3 protein-coding genes are annotated in these 2109 nt (G+C 50.5%); 2 read left to right on the top strand and 1 reads right to left on the bottom strand.

Features of this window, described 5'->3' with window-relative positions:
• On the top strand, positions 1 to 441 hold a 441-nt coding region (locus HOK28_04690), incomplete at its 5' end, for a hypothetical protein (GenBank protein ID MBT6432365.1).
• Positions 442 to 646: 205 nt separating this feature from the next.
• Positions 647 to 1540, top strand: a complete 894-nt coding sequence (locus HOK28_04685) for a lysophospholipid acyltransferase family protein (GenBank protein ID MBT6432364.1) — start codon at positions 647 to 649, stop codon at positions 1538 to 1540.
• Positions 1541 to 1543: 3 nt separating this feature from the next.
• Here the strand turns inward: HOK28_04685 and HOK28_04680 are convergent, their stop codons facing one another.
• Positions 1544 to 1897, bottom strand: coding sequence for a hypothetical protein (locus HOK28_04680; GenBank protein ID MBT6432363.1), 354 nt, complete (start codon positions 1895 to 1897; stop codon positions 1544 to 1546).
• Between the last annotated feature and the right edge of the window lie 212 nt (positions 1898 to 2109).

Genomic DNA, 2109 nt, shown 5'->3' with positions numbered 1-2109 from the left:
CACCTAGAGACCTGTAAAACAGCGGTGGAGAGTGTTTGTTCCACGCAGCTCAAAGTTAAAAATAGGCAGAACAAGCTTCTCAAAGAGTTTGGCTATTTAATGTCGGACATTACGCAGAGCCCTTACCCTGAAGGAGAGGCCCGCCCTTATCCATTGGCTCTAACGGCACAAAAAATTCTTACAGCTGATAAAGCTGGCTCGGATAAGTCTGAAATGAACCGCTTGCTTTTAGCCAATTTGGAAGCGCTTGGTGCGTACTGTGCGCCGTCTTATGCTCCATGCTCAAACCCACAATATAAATCCGGGGAAACCTTTTCGAAGGCCGCGCAAGATTATGTCGCAGCCAATAGCCGCCTTGCGGAGCGATTTCGCATCTATCAGGAAAGCCTCGAAGAGGTTCGAGACGGGATTGAAACCTACCTAGAACTCGCTTGTCAGTAAGTCTCTGCTTTCATTGGTATATTAAGTCTTCCTTAACGGCGCAGCGATCGCCATATGACGCTCTACGGTGAATTGGAACGTTGCCAGACCTTAAGAAATGAGCGATGAAGCCCGAGCTTAGTGGAGACAGGTTTTAAAAGACTGTGCTCCATGGCTTTGTGATTCAATTTCGAGGTTCGTCATTTTAATTTTATTGAGCAAATTTGTGTCTATGTTACCGGCGCGTTTGGTGATCTGGTTCGGGCGAATGTTGGGGCTTTTTTGGTATTACGTGGCTCCAGTAAGAGTTGGCGTGGCTCGTAGCAACGTCGAACGAGTTTATGGCGACACGCTTTCCCAGAGTGAGAAGGCAGCGATTGTGCGCGGCTGCTGTATGTCATGGGCGATGACCGTGATGGAATGCTTGCGGATGCCCACCCTTCGAAAGCCGGGCGAGATAGGGCGAATGGAAGCACACAACTTTCACCTTCTGGAAGCCGCTAAGAATCGAAAAAAAGGGGCCTGCGTGGTCACCTTGCACTTGGGTAATTTCGAAATGATGGTTGGCTATATGACCATCCACGGATTACCGCTGCATGTCATCTACCGCGACCTCAAAGCAAAATCCGTTCACGATTTCTGGAACCTCGTTCGTAAGAGTACGGGTATTCTCACATTGCCTCCGCGCCGGTCTAAAGAGGCTATTCGCGAGGTGATGGCAAAAGGTGAAATGGTTGGTTTTGCAGTAGATCAGCACATGCCAAAGCACCGCGCTATCGTTTGTGAGTTTTTGGGGCATGTGGTGGGCACGAGCCCCGCGCCGTCAAAGTTTGCCATGGAAGCCGAGGGCGAAATCGTGTTGGTACATACCTATCGCAGCAAAGACGATTACACGCGCCATATCTGTGAGGTTGAAGACTTCCCCCTAGAGTCGCCTTTTGAGACTTTTGAAGAGAACCTGCGCCATAATACTCAAAGGCTTAACAACCGTATGGCTGAGATTATCAAGGCGCACCCGACGGAATGGCTCTGGCATCACAAGCGCTTTAAGGTCCATGATTCGCCTGAGGGCTGGGATGTTCCCGAGGAGCTTATGCCAATGTTGGATAAACAGTCCTAGAAGTTATTCAGGCATCCCACAGGCTATCCACTCAGCCACTGCGTCCAGCTCTTCGGCTGATGGCCCGCCACCCGGCGGCATAGGGTTGGCCGCATCTTCAAAAATAACATTCTCTATCGCGCCCGAAAGCGCTACAACGTCTTCGTACGTGCCGAAGTTGATATTTTGATACGCGCCTTGTCTATCTTCTAATGTTTCCAGGCTGGGGCTGTGGCAGGGCGTGCACCAAGTGTATAGAAATGGTGCGCTTACGGTGGTCCAATTTGTAGCCACGGAGCAATCTACAACCGTGCCTTCCTCTTCTTCGCCGCCGCAACCAACCAGAGCGAGCAACAATGCAATGAATACGTAGCGCATTTTAAACTCACCGCTTGAACCAGCTGGCATTTCCCGCAACAATCTAAGCGGGGAAACATATGCCGCGCTTAATCTATCTTTTCATATCCATCTTGGTCCTAAGCGGTTGCCAGCTTGAGTTTGGTTTGCCCGATGGGTTGGTGGTGAGCTGCAGTGAAGAAGCGCCATGTTCTGCGGGTTTGAGTTGCTCCGAGCAACACCAGGTATGTGTG

It is taken from the genome of Deltaproteobacteria bacterium, from assembly GCA_018668695.1.
Lineage (GTDB): Bacteria > Myxococcota > XYA12-FULL-58-9 > XYA12-FULL-58-9 > JABJBS01 > JABJBS01.
Note: the sequence above shows the minus strand (reverse complement) of the source record. Positions and strands in the feature narration are given on the sequence as shown.